This is a genomic window from Novosphingobium sp. KA1, assembly GCF_017309955.1.
GTDB lineage: Bacteria > Pseudomonadota > Alphaproteobacteria > Sphingomonadales > Sphingomonadaceae > Novosphingobium.
In genome coordinates this window covers 3,590,580-3,610,941 of record NZ_CP021247.1, presented here as the reverse complement: position 1 = coordinate 3,610,941, position 20,362 = coordinate 3,590,580, and the positions used below count along the sequence as shown (strand labels likewise).

The window sequence follows — 20,362 nt, the reverse complement described above, 5'->3', positions numbered from 1 at the left end:
CTAGATTGCGATCAACCCGAGATACCCCCGAGGAGTTCAAGTTCATGGCAACCATTGCCGTTACCGACGCCAGCTTCGAAGACGACGTCCTGAAGTCCGACAAGCCCGTTCTCGTCGATTTCTGGGCCGACTGGTGCGGCCCCTGCAAGATGATCGGCCCCGCTCTCGAAGAGATCAGCGACGAGCTGTCCGAGAAGGTCACCATCGCCAAGATGGACATCATGGCCAACACCGGCATCCCCGCCGAGATCGGCGTGAAGTCGATCCCGCTGATGGTGCTGTTCAAGGACGGCAAGCCGGTCGCCCAGAAGCTGGGTGCGGCGCCCAAGAGTGCGCTCAAGGGCTGGCTCGAAGGCGAACTCTGAGAATTCACGGGGGCCGTTGTTGCCCCGGATGAATGAGAACCCTCTCCACCTGCGCGGTGGAGGGGGTTTTTCTTTGTCCTCTGCATTTATTGTGGGAGCTGCCAGGGCGTTGCATTTCTTGGTATTTCTTCCATAATCCCAAGCTGTTCGCCCGCAGCGACTTATCCTTGCGGATGCTGACTGGCAGAGGGCTTGCCATGCATTGGTTGCGCGCGGTTCCGGTTTTCCTGATGGCGGCGTCCGCCTGGTCCGCGCAGGCGCAGGGCGGCGCCGATCCGCAGGATATCATTGTCGAAGGCACGCGCGAGCAGAGGACGATGCAGGGCGGGGATTGGCTCGTCACGATTTCGCGGTCCTATCGCATCGGCAAAAGTCTCGACGGGGGTGACACGGCGATGGCCGTGGGCAAGGACCGCGAGTGGCACTTCTGCCTTGCCGATACGCAAGTGGAGGACTTCGTGCGCCTGCTGGTGGGCGAGGGGCGCTCCCAGGCTGCGGGAACGACGCAGTGCCGTCCGCTGAAGATGCGTCTGGGCCAGGGACAATTGCAGGCGACGCAGACCTGCCAGGGTGGCTATGCCAGTTCGAAGGATGCGAACACGGGCAGGGTGACCCGCTTCCAGACGCGGCTGATGATGTACGTTTCGGGAAATTACGGCGGCTCGGCGCTGAAGCTCGATTTCGAGAACCGCAGGGAGCCGTTGATGAACCTGCCGGATGCCCCGGGAATAGGCCAGCAAAGGACACCGCCGGACATCATGCGCTGGTCGGTGAAGGGCGAGAGAGCAGGGGCTTGTTCGCTCGGCAAGGCTCGGTAGCCGGCCACTCGACTCCAGAATTGGGCGGCAAGCACAAGGCCGAGACGGGAGTCATGGAGCGCGGACTGCGCCAGGGCACCCCCGAGTCCGGCTGCGCGGGTGCCGAGACGGGAATCCAGCCCGACCCAGATACCGCGTCCGGCGCCGTCGTTGTTGTTGCCCTGCAGGCTCATGCGCCAGGAGGCCTTCAAACCGCGCGCGGCAGGCGGTTCGCCGTGCGAGAAATGCAGCAGATCGCTTTCGAGCGAGCGGCCGCCCCAGCCGCCTTGCCTGAAAGGGCCGATCGAGAAAGACCACGTTCGCGCATGCTCCCAGGCCAGTTGCGCACCGGCAAATCCGGTCAGGGTCTTGGCCGGAAGGACCACGGCATCGTCGGTGCGGCGGCTGGTGCGACCGGCGACGGCGGTGAAGCGCAGGGTGTCGTGGTCGCCCAGCGCATGCCACGCGCTGGCGCTGAAATGTCGGGTGCGGAACCGGGCGGTGTCATGGTCGTCGATCAGCCTTGCGGGAAGCGCGAGGGACAGCGGATCGTAGGATCGGACGGCGACGGCTTCCAGTCGCCATCCGGCGTTGCCGTCGTCGCGGTCGACGACTTCCACTTTGCTCTGATCGGGCGCGGCGAGGTCCGAAAGCGACCATGCCACGGCAGGCGGAAGATACCGCCAGCCCGCTTCGCCCCAACTCTTTTCTGAATGCGCCAGGGCCGGACTGGGCGCCAGACATGGGGTCAGCGCAAGAATGACACAGGATATGCCCGCCACGCCCGATGTCGTCATCGTCGTTCTCCCATCCCCGTCCTGTTGAGGGAACGGTTCGGAGACGCCGGAGGGCCGGGGAATCCGCAGGTGGGGGTATGGGGCAAGCGGAGGCCCGCGCTTTCACGGGCATGCGTGCGGGGCGGCTCGCATCTGGCGATTTTCCTACATCGCGGCGATCTGGCATGATCGTGCGCGACAAATGCTCTTTGAAATCGTGGGAAAATCGCTCGTCATCAGGCCGCAAGGTGACAGTCGGCGCAAGGTGACGGTTTTTCCTCAGGACCGTGTCAACAGTGTCAACCGGCGTGTCACCTTGTGCCAAAGTATGACGCTGAAGCGGGGCCTAAGAGCCCGTTTGGAAATTCGCGAAAAGCGAATTTCGCGGCACCAGCCCGCTCCCCCACCCGACCGCCCATCGGCAGTATCCTGTGGGTGGTCGGGTGGGGGAGCGGGCTGGTGCCGTCCTCAAAATGCCCTTTCGGGCATTTTTCAAACAGTCTCTAATCGGGCAGGGCCGCGAGCCGGGCGGCGAGGTCGTCGAACAGCGCCGGGCTGGAGGCACCGATCAGGCCGGTGCGACCGATCTCGTCGACCCGGTAGGCGCTGCCGTCGGGGCGGGCGCACTTGCCGCCGGCCTCGTTGAGGAACAGGGCGCCCGCCGCATGGTCCCATGGCAGGGTACGCTCGAAGATCGCCACGTCGTTCTGGCCGAGCGCAAGGCGGGGATACTGTTCGGCGGCGCAGCGGGGGATGTCGACCATGCGGTAGTGCGGGGCGACTTCGCTGCGCAGTTGCTCGCGGCGGGATTCCTGCGTGAAGATCAGCGAGATCGCCGCGACCGGCGGCTGCTCTCCGGTGGCGCGGGCGGTGAGGCGTTCCCCGTCCACCCAGGCGCCGCCGCCCGCCGAGGCGTGGCAGAACCGGCCGGTCAGGCAGTCGAGAATCCAGCCGCCCAGTGTCTCGCCCTTGTCGGCCAGCGCGATGAGCATGCCGAAGGGGGCCTTGCCGGATGCGAAGTTGTTGGTGCCGTCGAGCGGGTCGACGATCCAGCAGAGCCGGTCCTTGAGCTTGAGCAGTTCGTTCTCGTCGGCGAAAGTGGCTTCCTCGCCCACGACAGCCGCCTCGGGCAGCAGGGCGGCGAGGCGCTCGGCAAGGATCGCCTCGCTCTCGCGGTCGGCCACGGTGACGACGTCGTTCACCGCCTTGCTGACGATCTGTTCGGCGGACAGCGACTGGTAGTGCCGCAGGATCACGTCGCGAGACACCTCGCGCATGATCGTCTCGACAGCGGCGTTGAGCGAAGGGGTGATCATGCGGGAGGCCTTTGACGGGAGGATCAGGTAAGCGGGATCATGACCTGCTGGGCATAACCCTTGCGCTCGCGGATGCGGGCGTACCATTCGCCCACCGCGGGGAATTCCGGCTTCTCGAACGGCAGGCTGAACCAGGTGTAGGCATAGACGCCCATGGGAATGTCGCCGATGCCGAACTGGCCGCCGGAGAGCCAGGGCTTTTCGGAAAGGTAACGTTCCAGCACCGCGAGGTGGGCGGCGCAGGCCTTCACGTCCCGCTCGATGGCGGGCATGTCCCACTGGTCCTGCGGGGTGCGGGCCATCGACAGGAACGGGAGGCGCTGGGCATCGGCATACGTGATCTGCCAGTCCATCCAGCGGTCGGCCAGCGCGCGGTCGATGGGGTCGCGCTGGAACCAGCGCTCACCGCCGTACTCGGCCGCCATGTAGCGCAGGATCGCGTTCGATTCCCACAGCGAGAGCTTGCCGTCCTCGATCATCGGCACCAGCCGGTTCGGGTTCTTGGCGAGGTACTCGTCGGTATAGCCGAACTTGCCGCCGATATCGTGACGCACGTAATTCAGGCCAAGTTCCTCGGCGAACCAGGCGACCTTCTTGACGTTGTGGGAGTTGAGGCGCCCCCAGATCGTGAACACGGGTGCGGGCACGCTCAGCTCCTGTAATCGGCGTTGATCGAGATGTAGCCATGCGTGAGGTCGCAGGTCCACACGGTGGCCGCGCCTTCGCCAAGGCCCAGATCGACCTCGATGGTGACGTCCTGCCCCTTGAGGTGGGCGGCAACGGGGGCCTCGTCATAGTCGGCGAGCGGCAGGCCCTCGCGCGCGGCCCAGGTGCCGCCGAAGCCGATGGAGAGCTTGTCGCGGTCGGCCGGTTCGCCCGCCTTGCCCACGGCCATGACCACGCGGCCCCAGTTGGCGTCTTCGCCGGCAATGGCGGTCTTCACCAGCGGCGAGTTGGCGATGGCCATGCCGACCAGCCTCGCGCTTTCGTCCGAGACCGCGCCGGAGACGGCAACCTCGATGAACTTCTGCGCGCCTTCGCCGTCGCGCACGACGAGGTGGGCGAGCTGGCGGCAGACGTCATGGATCGCGGCGGCAAAGGCATGGGCGCCGGGCGAGGCGATCGAGGCAAGCGGCGCGTTGCCGGCCTTGCCGGTGGCGAAGGCCAGCACGGTGTCGCTGGTGGAGGTGTCCGAATCGACGGTGATGCACGAGAACGTGCGGAAGTTCGCGGCGGCGAGGCATTCCTGCAGGAAGGCAGGCTCCACGGCGGCATCGGTGAAGATGTAGCCGAGCATCGTCGCCATGTCCGGTGCGATCATGCCCGAGCCCTTGATGACGGCGGCGAGCGTGACCTTGGTGTCGCCGATCATTGCCGTGGCCGTCGCGCCCTTGGCGAAAGTATCGGTGGTGGAAATGGTGTTGGCCATGTCTTCCCACGAGCAGGGCTGGGCGGCGAGGGCCTTCTCCACGCCTTCGCGGGCCTTGTCTTTGGGCAGCGGCACGCCGATCACGCCGGTGGAGGAGACAAAGACCTGCTCACGCGGGCAGCCGATATGGGCGGAGACCTGATCCATGATCTGCTCCACCGCCTCGCGGCCCCGGTAGCCGGTGAAGGCATTGGAATTGCCCGCATTGACCACCAGTGCGCGGGCATGACCCTGCTTCACGTTGGCGCGGCCCAGTTCCACTTCGCTGGAGCAGCACAGGTTCCTGGTGAACACGCCCGCGACGGCAGTGCCCTCGTCCAGTTCCACGTAAGTGAGGTCGCACCGGCCCCAGTCCTTGTACCCTGCGCGCACGACGTGCGGGGTGACGCCGGCGATCGGCGGCATGGCGGGGAAGGGCGAGGCGAGCGGTGAGGTGGGATAGGCCATGGCGGGTGCGTAGCGCGTGGGTGCGGCAGGTCAAGAGTCGTGGTGCATGCGGGGATACGTGTGTAAACTCGGGGCAGGGCGTTCTCTGGTGTGGACATGGCGCCGAGCCGCCCTTATCTGATCCGCCATGGCAAATCGCCTGATCCTCACCCTGCTGGCCCTGCTGACGGGCCTTGCCGCGCAGATCGGCCCTGCCGAGGCGCGTGCGTCGCAGGTGGCGAGCCTGCAGGTGGTGCTGACCGAGGCTGCCGTGGCTGCCAAGGCGCCGCGTGCGCCGGTTGCCCTTGCGCGCTTGCCCGAGCCGGGCCTGCGCAATGCCCGCCGCCATGCCCCGCCGCTTGTCGCGGTGCCGGTTTCGCTGGCGGTGCCTTCGGTCCTGACCGGGATAGACCGCGCGCGCGAGTAAGCGCGCCGACCTTTCGCATCCTCGCGAAGCTATTTTCTGCGCTCTGCCACGAGGCGGAGGCGCACATGTCCGTCATTCACGATATCCAAGTAAAACAGGGATTCCCGCCATGTTCGGCGCACTCGCCAAGTCCATTTTCGGTTCGTCCAACGACCGCTACGTCAAGTCGCTCGACAAGGTCGTTGCCCAGATCGCCGGGTTCGAGCCCGTTCTCGAAGCCATGAGCGACGAGGAGCTGGCCGCGCAGACGCCCAAGTTCCGCGAAATGCTCGCGAATGGCAGCACGCTCGACAAGATCCTGCCCGAAGCCTTCGCCACCGTGCGCGAGGCTTCGAAGCGCGTGTTCGGCATGCGCCACTTCGACGTGCAGCTGATCGGCGGCATCGTCCTCCACCGCGGCGAAATCGCGGAAATGCGCACCGGTGAAGGCAAGACCCTGGTGGCGACTACCGCCACCTACCTCAATGCCATCGAGGGCAAGGGCGTCCACGTCGTCACCGTCAACGACTATCTCGCCCGCCGCGACGCGGAGCAGATGGGCAAGCTGCACAACTTCCTCGGCCTCACCATCGGCGTGATTGTCCCCAATCTCAACGAGTGGGAACGCCGCGATGCCTATGCCGCGGACATCACCTACGGCACCAACAACGAGTTCGGTTTCGACTACCTGCGCGACAACATGAAGCACGAGCGCAGCCAGATGGTGCAGCGCCCCTTCAACTTCGCGATCGTCGACGAAGTCGATTCGATCCTGATCGACGAAGCGCGTACCCCGCTGATCATCTCGGGGCCGACCGACGACAAGTCGGAACTCTACCTTCAGGTCGATGCTGTCGTGAAGCAGTTTGTCCCCGAGGACTACGAGACCGACGAGAAGACCAAGAACATCAGCCTGACCGAAGACGGCGTCGAGAAGGCCGAGCGCATGCTCGAGGCCGCAGGGCTGCTGGTCGGCTCGAACCTCTACGACGTCGAGAACACCCAGGTCGTCCATCACCTCGACCAGAGCCTCAAGGCCGTGGTCATGTTCAAGCGTGACACCGATTACATCGTCAAGGACGGCAAGGTCGTCATCATCGACGAATTCACCGGCCGCATGATGGACGGTCGCCGCTGGTCGAACGGTCTGCACCAGGCGGTCGAGGCCAAGGAAGGCGTCAAGATCGAGCCCGAGAACCAGACGCTCGCCTCGATCACCTTCCAGAACTACTTCCGCATGTACCCGAAGCTTTCGGGCATGACCGGCACGGCTGCCACCGAGGCGGCCGAGTTCTACGACATCTACAAGATGAACGTCGTCACCATCCCGACCAATGTGCCGATCCAGCGCATCGACGAGGAAGACGAGTTCTACAAGAACACGCTCGACAAGTTCGGCGCCATCGCCAAGCTGATCCGCGAGAAGCACGAGATCGGCCAGCCGGTGCTTGTCGGCACGGTGTCGATCGAGAAGTCGGAACTGCTCTCGGACTTCCTCAACAAGGAAGGCGTCAAGCACTCGGTCCTCAATGCCCGTTTCCACGAGATGGAAGCCCACATCGTTGCCCAGGCGGGCAGTCTTGGCGCGGTGACGATTGCCACCAACATGGCGGGCCGCGGCACCGACATCCAGCTGGGCGGCAACGTCGAGTTCCGCGTCGAGGACGAACTGCGCGACATGCCCGAGGGGCCGGAGCGTGACGAGGCGATTGCTCGCATCAAGGCGGAAGTGGCCGAGCAGAAGCGCCTGGTGCTCGCCGCCGGCGGTCTCTGCGTGATCGGTACCGAGCGCCACGAAAGCCGCCGCATCGATAACCAGCTGCGCGGCCGTTCGGGCCGTCAGGGCGACCCGGGCCTGTCGAAGTTCTACCTCTGCCTCGAGGACGACCTGCTGCGCATCTTCGGTCCGGACACGCTGTTCGCCAAGATGATGAACAGCAACCTGGCCGATGGCGAGGCGATTGGCTCCAAGTGGCTGTCGAAGGCGATCGAGACCGCGCAGAAGAAGGTCGAGGCGCGCAACTACGAAGTGCGCAAGCAGGTCGTCGAGTACGACGACGTGATGAACGACCAGCGCAAGGTGATCTACGAGCAGCGCTCGGACATCATGGACGCCGAGACGGTGGACGATGTCGTGATCGACATGCGCACCGATACGGTGAACTCCATTGTTGCCGATGCCTGCCCGCAGGGTTCCTACCCCGAGCACTGGAACGTCGAGGGTCTGAAGGCCAAGGCGGCCGAGATCCTTGCGCTCGACGTACCTGTCGAGGCGTGGATCGAAGAGGACGGCGTCGATCCCGAACTCGTCGAGGAGCGCATTGCCGCCATGGCCGACGCGCACATGGCCGAGAAGATGGCGAACGACGATCCGGCGATCTGGCGCCAGGTCGAGAAGTCGATCCTGCTCGACCGCATCGACCACTACTGGAAGGAGCATCTCGCTACCCTCGACGCGCTGCGTCAGGTGGTGTTCCTGCGCGCCTATGCCCAGAAGACGCCGATCAACGAATACAAGACCGAAGCCTTCGGTCTGTTCGAGCGCATGCTGGACACGATCCGCGAAGACGTGACGCGCATCCTGGCGGTCAGCCAGTTGCAGATCCCGGAGCCGGTGCAGCTTCCCGAACTGCCGGACTTCCTGACCGGCCATATCGATCCGCTGACCGGCATCGACAATTCGAACGACGGCGATGGCTCGGCGATGGTGCCCGAACTGTTCGGGTCGCTGGCCGGCAGCCCGCAGGCGGGTGTCGGCCTTGGTGGCGCGGGCGAGAACCCCTATGCCGACCTGCCGCTCAGCCGCAATGCACTGTGCCCTTGCGGCTCGGGCCAGAAGTACAAGCACTGCCACGGCGCACTGGCCTGAGCAGGACAAGGGTCTGGCAGGGCAAGGGCCTGAGCCGCATGAGGTGGGCCGGGAGCGTTTCTCTCGGCCTTCTTCGAGCATCGAGAGGGCTGCAGCGGAAGCTGCGGCCCTTTTCCTTTGGCCGATCCTTGTGCCGGGCACCCTTGCGAACGGCGGGCACGCAAAAACGCGTGCTGACCTGGCAGGTCGGCACGGGGCGAAGGGCTGGCGATGTCTGGTTGGAAAGGTGGCTCCCCGAGTAGGATTCGAACCTACGGCCATTCGATTAACAGTCGAATGCTCTACCGCTGAGCTATCGGGGAACAGCCTGGTCGGTGTTTCCACCGGCGGGCGGAAGAGTTGCTTTCGGCATCTTTCGATACCGCTTCGAACCCTTCAAAAGAAGTGGCTCCCCGAGTAGGATTCGAACCTACGGCCATTCGATTAACAGTCGAATGCTCTACCGCTGAGCTATCGGGGACCGGCCTGTCAGTGTTTCCACCGCTGGGCAGGGGTGCGCCTATAACAGTGCCGTAGGGATTGGCAACCCTGACTTTGAGCAAAATGCGGCGAAAATTTTTCCACAGGTGATGGTTCGGTGCCGGGAGGCGCGGAATTGCTGTGATTTCAGACCTGGAACTGCTCGGCGAAGATACGTTCTTCCAGCGTGAATCCGGGGTCGAACAGCAGTGTCAGTTCCTTTTCGTAGGTCGCGCGGATTCGCACCGACTTCACGTCGCGCACTTCCTTCTGGTCGGCCACGGCGGCGACGGGGCGCTTTTCGGACTCGTTGACGTGGAATTCGACCTCGGCGCTTTCGGGCAGGATCGCGCCTTTCCAGCGGCGCGGGCGGAAGGGGCTGAGCGGCGTCAGCGCCAGCATCGGGGCACCGAGCGGCAGGATCGGGCCATCGGCGGAGAGATTGTAGGCGGTGGAGCCGACCGGCGTTGCCACCAGCACCCCGTCGCCCACCAGTTCCTCCATCCGCACGCGCCCGTTGATGCGCACTTCCAGCTTGGCGGTCTGGCGGGTTTCGCGCAGCAGCGAGACTTCGTTGATGGCGTAATATTTGTACTCACGTCCGTCGTTGCTGACCGCGTACATGCGCAGCGGGGTCACGGGCACGCGGTGCGCTTCCATCACCCTATGGATGATCGGGATATGGTCGTGCGGCCCGTTCATCAGGAAACCCACCGTTCCCAGGTTCATGCCGTAGACCGGCTTGATGCGGTCGCGGTCGAGCATCTCGTGGAGGACGTGCAGCAGGAAACCGTCGCCGCCCAGCACCACGAAGACATCGGCTTCTTCCGGGCTTACCCAGCCATGGGCATCACGTAAGGCGTCTGCGCCTTCCTGTGCCTTGGCGCTGTCCGAAACGATGAGGGCCAGCCGGGGTTCGTCGCTCATTCTTCATTTCCTTGAGGCGGTCATGCTGCGCCCCGGTGCCGCGGTCGGCGAGGCGTGACCGTGACGCCTTCGTCACTTCGTCGGACCTTTCGAATTTTGAACGCTTTTGCAAGGGGCTTGCGTTATGGGGGTGGGGTTAGGAAAGGCGCATGGTTTTGAGCAGGGAAGGGGTGCCGGCAGAGCTGGCACGCGGTCTTGAGGATAGATTGACCGGAATTCCGGGGCTTGATGCCGTGCGCGAACGGATCGCCGCCTGGCGCCAGGCGAGCGAGAATGGGCCGGGCGCACATATCCATGCGATGCTGCTCGGCCTGCGCCGGCTCGATGCCATCAACATGGCCTATGGCGCGGCTGCGGGTGACGGGGCGCTGGAAGAAGTGGCGAGCCGCATCGCGCATTTCGCGAACGAGGAACTCGACGGTCACTGGCTGCTGGCGCGTGCCGGGGGCGGTTCCTTCGTGCTGGTCGCCAATGAGGCATGCAGCCGGGAGCGCTGGCAACTGGTTGCCGATCAGTTGGCCGAGGCGGTGTCGCGCCCCATCGCGGTGCCCTCGGGAGTCTTGCGCCTGTCGCCGCGCATCGCCCTGATTCGCGCGCTGGCCGACGAAGGCGTGGATTCGATGCTGGACCGGCTCGGCCACGCGCTGGAATCCGCGCGCGACCAGCAAGGCACGCGGCTTGCCTGGGCCGAGGGCGAAGCAACCCCGCCCGGCCATTCGGCTGCGCAGCTTGAGGCCGATCTGCTCGGCGCGATCGACCGCGACGAGATCGAGATCCTGTTCCAGCCGCAGTTCAGCCTCGAGGACGACCGGCTGACCGGGGCGGAAGCCCTGGCACGCTGGAAGCATCCGCGCCTGGGGCGGATCGGTGCGGGCGGCCTTTTTGCCATTGCCGAGCGGGCCGACCACGTGGCGCCGCTCTCCCGTCACATCGCCGCCAAGGCGCTGGAAGCGGCGGGCAACTGGCCCAAGGCCTTGCGGTTGTCGATCAATGTCACGCCGGCGGACCTCGCCTTCGGCAATTACGTGCGCCAGATGCTGGACCTTGTCCGCGCGAGCGGGTTTCCGCCGCGCAGGCTGACGCTGGAAGTGACCGAACAGGCCCTGATCGGCGATATCTCGCAGGCTGCGCAGATCCTGGCGGAATTCTCGGCGCAGGGCATCCGCATCGCATTGGATGACTTCGGGGCGGGCTTCTGCAACTTCCGCTATCTCAAGGTCCTGCCGATCCACTACCTCAAGCTCGATCGCTCGATGATCGACGGCATCACCACCGACAAGCGCGACGTGGCGGTGCTGCGTGCCATCGTTGCGATGGCGAAGGCGCTGGACCTTCAGGTCATCGCCGAGGGTATCGAGGAAGAGGCCCAGCGCCAGGTCGCCGCGCGCGAGGGCTGTGCCTATTATCAGGGGTTCCTGCGCGCGCAACCGATGAGCATAGCGATGTTCGGCAGGCTGGCCCGCACGGCGGGATAGCGGCGCCTATTTCTTGCGCGCTGCCGTCGCTTATCCCTTCCGCGCCACCGCCGCGAGGCCCTTGGTCAATTGCAGCAACCCGTTGAGGCGGCTCTTGGGATCGCCCCAGGCGCGTTGCAGCACCAGCTTGTTGTCCGGCCGCAGCTTGACCGCGCCCTGAAGCCGCTCGGCATAGGCGATCAGGCCCATGGGGTTCGGGAAGCTGTCGTTGTGGAAGCTGACCAGCGTGCCGCGCGGGCCGACGTCGATCTTGGCGATATGCGCCTCGATCGCCTGCCGCTTGATCTGGATAAGCTGGACGAGGTTCGACGTGGCGCTCGGCAGCGGTCCGAAGCGGTCGATCATTTCGGCCGAGAGCGATTCGATCTCGTCCTTGCTGTCCGCATCGTTGAGGCGGCGATAGAGCGCCATGCGCACGGCCAGATCGGGAACGTAGTCCTCCGGGATCATGATCGGCGCTTCCACCGTGATCTGCGGAGACAGGCCCGAGGTATCCTTCTCCAGCCCGACGCCGCCCGCGCGGGCCTCGAGGATCGCGTCCTCCAGCATCGACTGGTAGAGTTCGAAGCCAACCTCGCGGATATGGCCGGACTGCTCATCACCCAGCAGGTTGCCCGCGCCGCGAATGTCGAGATCGTGGCTGGCAAGCTGGAAGCCGGCACCCAGCGAATCGAGATCGCTCAATACCTTGAGGCGCTTTTCGGCCACTTCCGAGAGCGCGCGGCCCGCCGGTGTCGTGAGATAGGCATAGGCGCGGAGTTTCGATCGGCCCACGCGTCCGCGCAGTTGGTAAAGCTGGGCAAGGCCGAAGCGGTCGGCGCGGTGGATGATGATCGTGTTGGCGCGCGGAATGTCGATGCCGCTCTCGACGATGGTGGTCGACAGCAGGACTTCGTACTTGCCCTCGTAGAAGGCGCTCATGCGCTCTTCCACTTCGCCCGCGCTCATCTGGCCGTGGGCGGAGATGACCTTCACTTCGGGCACGCTCTTGGCGAGCCATTCCTCGACTTCGGCCATGTCCGAGATGCGCGGCACGACGATGAAGCTCTGGCCGCCGCGATGGTGTTCGCGCAGCAGCGCCTCGCGCATCACCATCTCGTCCCATTCCATCACGTACGTACGCACGGCGAGGCGGTCGACCGGCGGGGTCTGGATGGTGGAAAGTTCGCGCAGGCCGGACATTGCCATTTGCAGCGTGCGCGGGATCGGCGTGGCGGTGAGCGTCAGCACGTGCACGTCGGTGCGAAGCTGCTTCAGGCGCTCCTTGTGATTGACGCCGAAGCGCTGTTCCTCGTCGACGATGACGAGGCCGAGGCGCTTGAAATTGACGGTTTTCGAGAGGATCGCGTGGGTGCCGCAGACCACGTCCATGGTGCCTGCGGTAAGGCCCTCGCGGGTGGCCTTGGCTTCCTTCTCGGGCACGAGGCGCGACAGGCGGCCCACTTCCAGCGGGAAGCCGTTGAAGCGTTCGGCAAAGCTCGCATAGTGCTGGCGTGCGAGCAGGGTGGTCGGCGCGACGACGGCAACCTGCTGGCCCGCCATGGCGGCGACGAAGGCGGCACGCAGGGCCACTTCGGTCTTGCCGAAGCCGACATCGCCACAGACGAGGCGGTCCATCGGCTTGCCTTCGGCCAGATCGCCGAGCACGTCGTCGATGGCGTGTTCCTGGTCCTCGGTTTCCTGCCAGGGGAAACGGTCCACGAACTGGTCGTAGCTCGACTTTTCGGGCAGCAGCGCCGGGGCAACGCGCAGGGCACGCGCGGCCGCGGTCTTCATCAGTTCACCCGCGATTTCGCGGATGCGTTCCTTCAGCCTGGCGCGGCGTTTCTGCCATGCTTCTCCGCCCAGCTTGTCGAGCGCGACGCCTTCCGCCTCGCTGCCGTAGCGGGAGAGGACGTCGAGATTTTCGACCGGTATGTAGAGCTTGTCGCCGCCCGCATAGGTCAGCATCACGCAGTCGTGCGGGCTCTTGCCGACCGGGATCGACTGCAGGCCTTCGTAGCGACCGATGCCGTGGTCCATGTGGACGATCAGGTCGCCGGGCGTCAGCGCCGCCAGTTCGGCGAGGAAGGCGTCGGAATCCTTCTTCTTTTTCTTCCGGCGGACAAGGCGATCGCCCAGGATGTCCTGCTCGGTGACGACTTCGACCGCATCGTTGGAGAAGCCGGTCTCCAGCGGCAGCACCAGCGCGGCGGAGCGGCCCTGAACGGCAAGGCCGAGGGCTTCTTGCCATGTCTCGGCCAGCTTGGGCTCGGGTCCCTGTGCCTCACCCAGGATGGAGACCAGACGGGCGCGGCTGCCGGTGGAATAGGCGGCCAGGATCGCCTTGCGGCCGGTCTTGGCGACGGCGTGGAGGTGCTTGGCGGCAGCCTCATAGGCATTGTCGCCGCGGGCGCGCTCGGGCGTGAAGTCGCGGGCATTGCCGAAGCCGAAGTCGATGACCTTGGTGCTTTCCGGCTGCGCGAAAGGATCGGCGCGGTGGACCGGGAAGGCGGCCACGGCCTGCTCGAACTCCTCGCGGCCCAGGTAGAGCGCGTCGATCGCAAGCGGGCGGTACGATCCCGCCTTCTGGCCGGAGGTTTCGAGGCGGGCCTTGTGATAGTCCGCAATGTCGGTGAAGCGCTCGTCGGCGGCGCCGAGCGCCGGGCTGTCGATCACCAGCAGGTCGTCGTTCGAAAGGTGATCGAACAGCGTGACCAGACGGTCTTCGAATAGCGGCAGCCAGTGTTCCATGCCGGCAAGGCGGCGGCCGTCGCTGACCGCCTGATAGAGTGGGTCCGCCGTGGCATTGGCGCCGAACATCTCGCGGTAGCGGCTGCGGAAGCGCTTGACGCTGTCCTCGTCGATCAGCGCCTCGCTGGCGGGGAGCAGCAGGTGTTCGGGGACGGTGCCGGTGGAGCGCTGGGTGCCGGTATCGAACAGGCGCAGCGTTTCCAGCTCGTCGCCGAAGAAGTCGAGCCGCAGGCCGCCTTCAAGCCCCGAAGGCACGATATCGAAGATCGAGCCGCGCACGGCGAACTCGCCTGCGTCGATCGCGGTGTCGCTGCGCTGGTAGCCCTGACGGCGCAGCAGCGCGATCAGACTTTCATGGCCGATTTCCGCCCCAGGCTTGAGCAGGCGCACCGATTCGCGAATGCGGAACGGCGTGAGCACGCGCTGGAGCACGGCATTGGCGGTGGTGACGAGAAGCTGCGGGCCGGTGCGCTTGAGCTGGAGCCGGTGCAGCGCGGCCAGACGGCGGGCACTGACCGAAAGGGCAGGGCTGGCGCGGTCGTAGGGCAGGCAGTCCCACGCGGGGAATTCAACGACATCCAGTTCCGGCGCGAAGAACTGCGCGGCTTCGGCAACGGCGCGCATGGCGCTTTCGTTGTCGGCAATGAAGACCGCCCGGCCTCCGGAACTCTTGCTTGCCACGGCGCGGGCAAGGTCCGCCATGACCAGAGGCTGGGCCCCGCGCGTGACCGAGGCGAGGGTAAGCGGCGAGGTAGCCGAGACAATGCGTTGGAATTCGGCCATGCCGCAGTCAGTCTGCCTTATGAAATCAGCGCGGAATATCGACGTAATCGAGCTTCATCATGCGGTCCATCAAGGCACCGCGATATTCCTCGGGAATGCTCTGGGTGCCCAGCGCCCATGCCATGATGTCGACGTCTTCTTCCTCGATCATCGTTTCGAAGAGGTCGATCTCGGTGTCGGACCACTCTGCGTGGAATTTGTCGAAGAAGCAGCCGATCATGTAATCGGCCTCGCGCGTGCCGCGATGCCAGGCGCGGAACTTGAGGCGGGCGAGCCGTGCCTGCTTTTGGGGCGTGAGTTCGGTCATGCCCGCGCCGTTACGATACGGCGCGGGCATGAGCAAGGTTTTGGGTTAGCGCTGGATCACCTTGATGATCTCGCTGACGGGTCTGCCGGTCAGCGTCTTGGGCACTTCGGCCCGCAGCGAGGCTTTCAGTTCCTTGTGGTAGTGCCTTCGCATCTCACCAAGGGAGCGCGGATCGGCGACGATGACCAGTTCGGCGATTTCCCCTTCCAGTACCTGCTGGTTGAGCCATCCGGTCACGGCGGCGACATGGGCGCTCTCGTCGTGCGAGTCGTTGCTGCCGTCGCCGGTGCGGGCCTGATGGCGCCTTGGCGCGTCGCTGCGGCGGGCGCCGGCGCTGAAGTTGGTGGCCTCCAGCGCGGGGGGCTCCATGGCCGTCAGCCGCGGGGCGGCCTCGGCGCCCGAATTGCGGTAGAGTTCGAAGTTCTCGCCGTCGACGATTGCGAAAACGGTTCCGCGGGACATCCGCATGAATGGCTCTCCTGTGCAGTTGGGTTCACCAAGGCAACGGGTCTGTCCGCAAATCCGTTCCCCATCGGTCTGGTGAAACGCGCCGCACTCGCGCTAAGAGGCTGCTCATGCGGCCCGAAGCTCTGAATTGCCTGTTTGTCGAAACCGATGCCCTCGACGGCGTGGGCCCCAAGCTCAAGCGCCCGCTCGAAAAGCTGGGCCTCACGCGGCTGCGGGATCTTGTCTATCACTTGCCCGATCGTTTCGTGGAGCGGCGCGCGGTCACCCATCTGGACGAGGCCAACGTCGGCGAGAACGTCATCGTCCAGTTGACGGTGCGCGAGCATCGCGCCTCGTCCGGGCGCGGGCCGTTCCGGGTGGTGACCGAAGACGCGCTCGGCAACATTTGCTCGATCACCTATTTCGGCCGCGCCTCCTACACCGCGAAAAAGCAGCTTCCGGTGGGCGAGACGCGCTGGGTGGCCGGTCGGCTCGACCAGTACGGCCAGATGCTCCAGATGGTGCACCCCGAACATGTTTCGGAGGACAGCGCCGCGCCGGTGGGGCAGCTGTGCGAGGCGGTCTATCCGCTGTCTGAAGGACTGACGCAGGGGCGCGTGGGCGGTCTGGTCCAGCAGGCGCTCAAGGTCCTGCCGGAATTGGCGGAATGGATCGAGCCCAGTCTCTACGACAAGATGAAGTGGCCTGCCTGGCGCGAGGCGGTGATGGAGGCGCATCGCGGCGTCAACGGGCCTGCGCGCGACCGCCTGGCCTATGACGAATTGCTGGCCAACGCGCTGGCGCTGATGCTGGTGCGCGAGAGCAATCGCCGCCAGTCGGGCACGCCGCTGAAAGGCGACGGTTCGCTGCGTGCCAAGCTCAAGCTGCCTTTCGCGCTGACCGGCGCGCAGAAGCGCTCGATCGACGAGATCGAGGGCGATGTTGCGCAGCAGGCACCGATGCTGCGCTTGCTGCAGGGCGATGTCGGTGCGGGCAAGACGGTCGTCGCGCTTAACGCGATGCTGATCGCGGTGGAGGCGGGGGCGCAGGCCGCCTTGCTGGCGCCAACCGAAATCCTTGCCCGCCAGCACTATGAGACGCTCGCGCGGATGCTGCAGGGCACGGGCGTCGAGATTGCGCTGCTGACCGGGCGCGACAAGGGCAAGGCGCGCGAGGCGATCCTCATGGGGCTGATCGGTGGCTCCATAGATATCGTCGTGGGCACCCATGCGATTTTCCAGGACACGGTGTCCTATCGCAATCTCGCGCTGGTGGTGATCGACGAGCAGCACCGTTTTGGCGTTGGCCAGCGGCTGATGCTCGCCCGCAAGGGGCGGCGCACGCCGCATACGCTGGCGATGACTGCCACGCCGATCCCGCGCACGCTGACTTTGGCACAATACGGCGAGATGGAAGTCTCCAAGCTCGATGAATTGCCTCCGGGGCGCCAGGCGATCGACACCCGCGTCGTCTCGGTGGAGCGCATGGGCGACGTCGTCGGTGCCATCGCCCGCCATATCGAGACCGGGCAGCAGGCCTATTGGGTCTGTCCGATGGTGAGTGAAAGCGAGAACGACGATCTGGCTGCTGCCGAGGCGCGTTATGCGACGCTGAAGGAGCGATTCGGCGATACGGTCGTGCTTGTCCATGGGCAGTTGAAGCCGGAGGCGAAGGACGCGGGCATGGAGCGCTTTGCCAGTGGCGAGGCTTCGGTGCTGGTGGCGACGACGGTGATCGAGGTTGGTGTTGACGTGCCCAACGCCACGTTGATGGTGATCGAGCAGGCGGAGCGTTTCGGTCTTGCCCAGCTTCACCAGTTGCGCGGACGCGTGGGGCGCGGCAGCGAGAAATCGACATGCCTGCTGCTACGGGGGCAGCAGCTGAGTGAAACCGCCCGTCAGCGTCTTGCCCTGATGCGCGAGACGCAGGACGGCTTCCGTCTGGCGGAAGAGGATCTGCAGCTGCGCGGCGGCGGCGAACTGCTGGGCACGCGGCAGTCGGGCGACACGCCGTTCCGCATTGCGAGCCTTGAGCAGATCACCAAGCTGCTGCCGCTGGCCCATGATGACGCGCGGTTGCTGATCGAGCGTGACGGCGGCCTCACCGGTCCGCGCGGCGAGGCGGCACGGCTGCTGCTCTATCTGTTCGAGCGGGATTGGGGTGTGCAGCTTCTGCGAGGCGGTTGAGCGCCTCTCTCCATAAAGCGGGGGACGCCGCAATTGACTTGCCTGCGCCGCCCTGTGATGGCCGTGGCATGCCCCAGAAACCGGATATCCAGCTCGCCATTTTTGCCCAGGCAGTCGACGCGGTCGGCGGACAGCGCGTGATGGCGCGCTACATGGGCGTTTCCGAAAAGGAAGTGCGCGATTTCCTCTCCGGCGACGTGGCGCTGGATCGCAATGCATTGCGCTCGGCCTCGCAGGGGCTGATCAAGCAGGCCGACATGTGTCGCCGGCTGGAACGCAAGCTGTCCCCGGCCTTTGTCGAGAACATGACCGACAAGCAGCTGGAGGGGCTTACATTGCCCGATGGGCGGCCCGAGAACCACAAGCAGGGTTGATCCGGCACAAGCCGCAATATCGAGGGGCGGAGGCTTGGATGGAGCCTTCGCCTTTTTCTTTGCGTGCGGGATTCGTTGCCTGTGCCGCAGATAGCAAAAAACCCAGCGTTTCCGCTGGGTTTCTATGCCTCACCCGAAGGTGAAAATGGTCGGGGAAAGAGGATTCGAACCTCCGGCCCCTGCCTCCCGAAGACAGTGCTCTACCAGGCTGAGCTATTCCCCGACCGGAGGGCGTTCCGAAGAGCGCCCGGGGCAGGAGCGCGCCTATATAGGGCGACTCTCAGGGTGGCAAGTGTAGAAAATTGCTTTTTATGCTGCATGGCGCACCGAGGGTGTGGACAACTTTTGCAAGGAGCCGGTCGCGCTCCCGGAAACGCGGAAATGCGCGACGATGCGCGTCAGGTTTTCCGCTTCGCTGGAAAGATTGCGTGCGGCGGCGGTTCCTTGCTCGACCATTGCGGCGTTCTGCTGCGTTGCCGAATCAAGGCCGCCGACGCGTTCGTTGATTCGTCCGATGTCGGTCGCCTGTTCCATCGACACCTGGGCGATCCGGGCGAGAGCCTCGTCGATTTCTGCAATGGCGCTGACGATGGTCATCAGCGATTCGCCCGATTGGCCTACCAGCTTCACGCCCGAGGCGACTTGCTGTGTGGAGGCGCCGATCAGCGCCTTGATCTGGTTGGCGGCATCGGCAGACCTCTGGGCCAGGGCGCGCACTTCCGTCGCCACCACGGCAAAACCCTTGCCCGCCTCGCCGGCACGGGCGGCCTCGACGCCGGCATTGAGGGCCAGCAGGTTGGTCTGGAAGGCGATGCCGTCGATCAGGGCGATGATCTGGCTGATCTCGTTGGCGGAGCTTTCGATCTCGCCCATCGTCATGACGGCGTCCTCGACGATTGCGGCGCCGCTCATCGCGTCGTTGCGGGCCTTGGCCACGCCCGCCTGGAGCTCGCGGGCGCTGGAGGCATTGTCCTGAACCGTGGTGTTGAGCGCGCGCAGGGTCGTGGCGATGTCCTCGACCGTCGCGGCCTGCCGTTCGGTGCGCAGGGCAAGGTCGTCGGTGGCGGAGCGGATCTCGAGTGATCCGGTCTCGATCTGGCGGGCCGATTCGCCCACCCCGCGCACGATGCCGTCGAGGTCTTCCGCAGCGGAATTGAAGTAGCCGCGCAATTCCTCGTAGCTGGCGGGAAAGGTCTGGGCCAGCCGCAGCGAAAGGTCGCCGGCTGCAAGCGAACGAAGCCCGTCGCCAATGCTGTCGATCACGCTCCTTTGCTCGTCGGCCGCTGCGGCCCGTTCCTGTTCAGCCGCATGCTGGAGCGCTTCTCGCGCTTCGTGTGCCGCAGCCTGGTCGATCACCAGCTTTTCAAGCCGGATGGCGACCATGACCAGCACCAGCGTTTCGGCGATGACGATCGCCGCGTGAAGGACAACCCGGCCGAATTCGCCGCCATTGGTGAAGACGAGCGAAGGCGCGATGAAATTGGTCAGCAGGTGATGGACCGCGGTTATGGCTGCAGAAAGCAGGATAGGCCGCCAGTCGGCGAGAATCGCCAACATGGCGATCGTCGCGAAAAACAGCATGTGGAGGTCGATCATCCATTCGTGACCGGACCATTGCCACAGCAGGATGGCCGGATAGAGCGGCAAGGTCAGGCCGAGGGCCAGGCGGCTGTGCGGCCCGCTTTCGCTGCGCAGTACCAGCCAGGTGGGCGCGAGTGTTACCAGCACGGCAGCAACAGGCGGGCCGAGGCCGGTCTGTGCGAACAGAGTGCCGCCCAGCGTTATCAGCACGCCGATCCAGCATACCAGGACGAGCCCCTGGGCTCCTTTGCGACGCAGTTCTTCCAGTTCATTCATGGTCGGGGATTCGGTTCTTTTTGGAGGGAGTGCCCACAAAGGGCTTCGGGAACGGAAATCAGGAGGGCGCCTTGCCGCAGGGCGGCGAGCGTGGCGCGCGCAGAGGGTACGCGGACGAAGACGCTGCCGGGCCAGGGGCCGCGGGCGATCACGCCTGCACGCACGTCATGCGCCCATTGGAACGGGGCGGCACTGCCATTGCCGGGGGAGACGTAAAGTGCGATCCCGCCTCTGGCCGGTGTCAGTGCGAAGCAAACGGTCGCAACGGCGACGAGGCCTTGAAGGGCCAGCACGCCTTTTGCCGCGGTCTTGCTCTTGGCGCGGGGGCTGGCGGTGTTTGTCATGGCATCAATTATAGAGCCGCAGTCCTGCCTAGCTGCGAAGATGACCATAAGGTAAAGCACAAGGGTGAGGGCGGCTCGGGCGAAGC

Annotated in this window: 16 protein-coding genes and 3 tRNA genes; 6 read left to right on the top strand and 13 right to left on the bottom strand. The window is 65.1% G+C overall.

The features are described from left to right. Nucleotides 1-44 precede the first annotated feature (44 nt). On the top strand, nucleotides 45-365 hold the full coding sequence (gene trxA / locus CA833_RS17375) for a thioredoxin (protein WP_142633036.1): 321 nt from the start codon (nucleotides 45-47) through the stop codon (nucleotides 363-365). A 652-nt stretch (nucleotides 366-1,017) separates the two neighbouring features. Here the strand turns inward: trxA and CA833_RS17370 are convergent. The 4 genes from CA833_RS17370 to argJ all read right to left on the bottom strand — a co-directional run bounded on the left by CA833_RS17370 (nucleotide 1,018) and on the right by argJ (nucleotide 5,130). Next, the gene (locus CA833_RS17370; protein WP_207078758.1) at nucleotides 1,018-1,959 is read right to left on the bottom strand and encodes a hypothetical protein; all 942 of its coding nucleotides are present in this window, start codon (nucleotides 1,957-1,959) and stop codon (nucleotides 1,018-1,020) included. 482 nt (nucleotides 1,960-2,441) lie between these two features. Further along, the gene (locus tag CA833_RS17365; protein WP_207078757.1) at nucleotides 2,442-3,254 is read right to left on the bottom strand and encodes an inositol monophosphatase family protein; all 813 of its coding nucleotides are present in this window, start codon (nucleotides 3,252-3,254) and stop codon (nucleotides 2,442-2,444) included. Nucleotides 3,255-3,277: 23 nt separating this feature from the next. Continuing rightward, a complete protein-coding gene (locus CA833_RS17360; protein WP_207078756.1) occupies nucleotides 3,278-3,901 on the bottom strand; it encodes a glutathione S-transferase family protein in 624 nt (207 codons plus the stop codon). Between the two features lie 2 nt (nucleotides 3,902-3,903). Continuing rightward, entirely contained in the window at nucleotides 3,904-5,130 is a 1,227-nt protein-coding gene (argJ, locus tag CA833_RS17355; RefSeq protein ID WP_207078755.1) for a bifunctional glutamate N-acetyltransferase/amino-acid acetyltransferase ArgJ, read from the bottom strand. A gap of 127 nt (nucleotides 5,131-5,257) precedes the next feature. Between argJ and CA833_RS17350 the strand changes: the two genes are divergently transcribed. Then, complete coding sequence (locus tag CA833_RS17350) at nucleotides 5,258-5,536, top strand: hypothetical protein (RefSeq protein ID WP_142633047.1); 279 nt, start codon at nucleotides 5,258-5,260, stop codon at nucleotides 5,534-5,536. 109 nt (nucleotides 5,537-5,645) lie between these two features. Then, entirely contained in the window at nucleotides 5,646-8,384 is a 2,739-nt protein-coding gene (gene secA, locus CA833_RS17345) for a preprotein translocase subunit SecA (RefSeq protein WP_142633049.1), read from the top strand. A gap of 227 nt (nucleotides 8,385-8,611) precedes the next feature. Here secA and CA833_RS17340 read toward each other — a convergent pair. The 3 genes from CA833_RS17340 to CA833_RS17330 all read right to left on the bottom strand — a co-directional run bounded on the left by CA833_RS17340 (nucleotide 8,612) and on the right by CA833_RS17330 (nucleotide 9,770). Continuing rightward, nucleotides 8,612-8,686 (bottom strand) — tRNA-Asn (locus CA833_RS17340). Nucleotides 8,687-8,769: 83 nt separating this feature from the next. Beyond that, nucleotides 8,770-8,844, bottom strand: a tRNA-Asn gene (locus tag CA833_RS17335). Between the two features lie 146 nt (nucleotides 8,845-8,990). Continuing rightward, a complete protein-coding gene (locus CA833_RS17330) occupies nucleotides 8,991-9,770 on the bottom strand; it encodes an NAD kinase (protein WP_142633051.1) in 780 nt (259 codons plus the stop codon). Between the two features lie 149 nt (nucleotides 9,771-9,919). Between CA833_RS17330 and CA833_RS17325 the strand changes: the two genes are divergently transcribed. After that, nucleotides 9,920-11,245, top strand: a complete 1,326-nt coding sequence (locus CA833_RS17325) for an EAL domain-containing protein (RefSeq protein WP_207078754.1) — start codon at nucleotides 9,920-9,922, stop codon at nucleotides 11,243-11,245. Between the two features lie 30 nt (nucleotides 11,246-11,275). On the opposite strand, the gene mfd is transcribed toward CA833_RS17325, so the two are convergent. Genes mfd through CA833_RS17310 form a run of 3 tightly spaced genes read right to left on the bottom strand, consistent with a single transcriptional unit; the run spans nucleotide 11,276 to nucleotide 15,536 of the window. Next, complete coding sequence (gene mfd / locus CA833_RS17320) at nucleotides 11,276-14,761, bottom strand: transcription-repair coupling factor (RefSeq protein WP_207078753.1); 3,486 nt, start codon at nucleotides 14,759-14,761, stop codon at nucleotides 11,276-11,278. Nucleotides 14,762-14,786: 25 nt separating this feature from the next. After that, complete coding sequence (locus CA833_RS17315) at nucleotides 14,787-15,068, bottom strand: succinate dehydrogenase assembly factor 2 (protein WP_207078752.1); 282 nt, start codon at nucleotides 15,066-15,068, stop codon at nucleotides 14,787-14,789. A 45-nt stretch (nucleotides 15,069-15,113) separates the two neighbouring features. Further along, nucleotides 15,114-15,536 (bottom strand): host attachment protein, encoded by a 423-nt coding sequence (locus CA833_RS17310; RefSeq protein WP_142633057.1) that lies wholly within the window; start codon nucleotides 15,534-15,536, stop codon nucleotides 15,114-15,116. Between the two features lie 107 nt (nucleotides 15,537-15,643). On the opposite strand from CA833_RS17310, the gene recG reads away from it, so the two are divergent. Together recG and CA833_RS17300 are read left to right on the top strand one after the other, a co-directional pair. After that, a complete protein-coding gene (recG, locus tag CA833_RS17305) occupies nucleotides 15,644-17,701 on the top strand; it encodes an ATP-dependent DNA helicase RecG (RefSeq protein WP_142633059.1) in 2,058 nt (685 codons plus the stop codon). Nucleotides 17,702-17,769: 68 nt separating this feature from the next. Further along, nucleotides 17,770-18,075, top strand: a complete 306-nt coding sequence (locus CA833_RS17300; RefSeq protein WP_142633061.1) for a helix-turn-helix domain-containing protein — start codon at nucleotides 17,770-17,772, stop codon at nucleotides 18,073-18,075. 146 nt (nucleotides 18,076-18,221) lie between these two features. Here the strand turns inward: CA833_RS17300 and CA833_RS17295 are convergent. From CA833_RS17295 to CA833_RS17285, 3 genes are all read right to left on the bottom strand, one after another. Next, nucleotides 18,222-18,298 (bottom strand) — tRNA-Pro (locus CA833_RS17295). Between the two features lie 86 nt (nucleotides 18,299-18,384). Beyond that, a complete protein-coding gene (locus tag CA833_RS17290) occupies nucleotides 18,385-19,932 on the bottom strand; it encodes a methyl-accepting chemotaxis protein (RefSeq protein WP_207078751.1) in 1,548 nt (515 codons plus the stop codon). Further along, nucleotides 19,929-20,276 carry a hypothetical protein gene (locus tag CA833_RS17285; protein WP_207078750.1) on the bottom strand — a complete coding sequence of 116 codons (348 nt, stop codon included), beginning with the start codon at nucleotides 20,274-20,276 and terminating at the stop codon, nucleotides 19,929-19,931. The genes CA833_RS17290 and CA833_RS17285 overlap by 4 nt, the downstream gene beginning before the upstream one ends. Nucleotides 20,277-20,362: the final 86 nt, after the last annotated feature.

Bases quoted from the DNA above. Each gene is read 5' to 3' on its own strand.
- trxA (WP_142633036.1), top strand. From the start codon at position 45: ATGGCAACCATTGCCGTTACCGACGCCAGCTTCGAAGACGACGTCCTG.
- CA833_RS17370 (WP_207078758.1), bottom strand. From the start codon at position 1,959: ATGACGACATCGGGCGTGGCGGGCATATCCTGTGTCATTCTTGCGCTG.
- CA833_RS17365 (WP_207078757.1), bottom strand. From the start codon at position 3,254: ATGATCACCCCTTCGCTCAACGCCGCTGTCGAGACGATCATGCGCGAG.
- argJ (WP_207078755.1), bottom strand. From the start codon at position 5,130: ATGGCCTATCCCACCTCACCGCTCGCCTCGCCCTTCCCCGCCATGCCG.
- CA833_RS17350 (WP_142633047.1), top strand. From the start codon at position 5,258: ATGGCAAATCGCCTGATCCTCACCCTGCTGGCCCTGCTGACGGGCCTT.
- secA (WP_142633049.1), top strand. From the start codon at position 5,646: ATGTTCGGCGCACTCGCCAAGTCCATTTTCGGTTCGTCCAACGACCGC.
- CA833_RS17330 (WP_142633051.1), bottom strand. From the start codon at position 9,770: ATGAGCGACGAACCCCGGCTGGCCCTCATCGTTTCGGACAGCGCCAAG.
- CA833_RS17325 (WP_207078754.1), top strand. From the start codon at position 9,920: ATGGTTTTGAGCAGGGAAGGGGTGCCGGCAGAGCTGGCACGCGGTCTT.
- mfd (WP_207078753.1), bottom strand. From the start codon at position 14,761: ATGGCCGAATTCCAACGCATTGTCTCGGCTACCTCGCCGCTTACCCTC.
- CA833_RS17315 (WP_207078752.1), bottom strand. From the start codon at position 15,068: ATGACCGAACTCACGCCCCAAAAGCAGGCACGGCTCGCCCGCCTCAAG.
- CA833_RS17310 (WP_142633057.1), bottom strand. From the start codon at position 15,536: ATGCGGATGTCCCGCGGAACCGTTTTCGCAATCGTCGACGGCGAGAAC.
- recG (WP_142633059.1), top strand. From the start codon at position 15,644: ATGCGGCCCGAAGCTCTGAATTGCCTGTTTGTCGAAACCGATGCCCTC.
- CA833_RS17300 (WP_142633061.1), top strand. From the start codon at position 17,770: ATGCCCCAGAAACCGGATATCCAGCTCGCCATTTTTGCCCAGGCAGTC.
- CA833_RS17290 (WP_207078751.1), bottom strand. From the start codon at position 19,932: ATGAATGAACTGGAAGAACTGCGTCGCAAAGGAGCCCAGGGGCTCGTC.
- CA833_RS17285 (WP_207078750.1), bottom strand. From the start codon at position 20,276: ATGACAAACACCGCCAGCCCCCGCGCCAAGAGCAAGACCGCGGCAAAA.